1 protein-coding gene is annotated in these 494 nt (G+C 35.0%); it reads left to right on the plus strand.

Features of this window, described 5'->3' with window-relative positions; all coding sequences use genetic code 11:
* Nucleotides 1–494: DEAD/DEAH box helicase family protein (locus L988_RS12740; protein WP_047384822.1), on the plus strand; the 494-nt coding region annotated here is incomplete at both ends.

The following is a 494-nucleotide window of genomic DNA, read 5'->3' on the forward strand; positions in this document are numbered from 1 at the left end:
AAATGTAAGTAGTGGTGGAATAATATTCTCTACAATACAGAAGTTTGCTCCTAAAGCTGGTGAGATTGTAGAGGCTATTAGTACTAGAAATGACATATATATTATAGCTGATGAAGCTCATAGATCGCAGTATGGTTTAGATGCTAAAATGGATGCAGATGGAAATAGTAAATACGGGTACGCTAAACATATTCGTGATGCACTTCCCAATGCAAATTATATTGGATTTACAGGAACGCCCATAGATTTTGATGATAAATCTACAACTGCTGTATTTGGTAACTACATAGATACTTACGATATGAGTAGAGCTGTTGAAGATGGAGCTACTGTTAAAATCTACTATGAAAATAGATTTGTTAAATTGGACATGGGATTCCCAGATTTATCAAGAATTGATGGTGAGTTTGAAGAGATCATGGAAGGCCAAGAGAAAGAGACTGTTGAACGTACTAAAAAAGATATCACAAAGATGGAAGCGATTATTGGTTCTG

Source organism: Cetobacterium sp. ZWU0022 (assembly GCF_000800875.1).
GTDB lineage: Bacteria > Fusobacteriota > Fusobacteriia > Fusobacteriales > Fusobacteriaceae > Cetobacterium_A.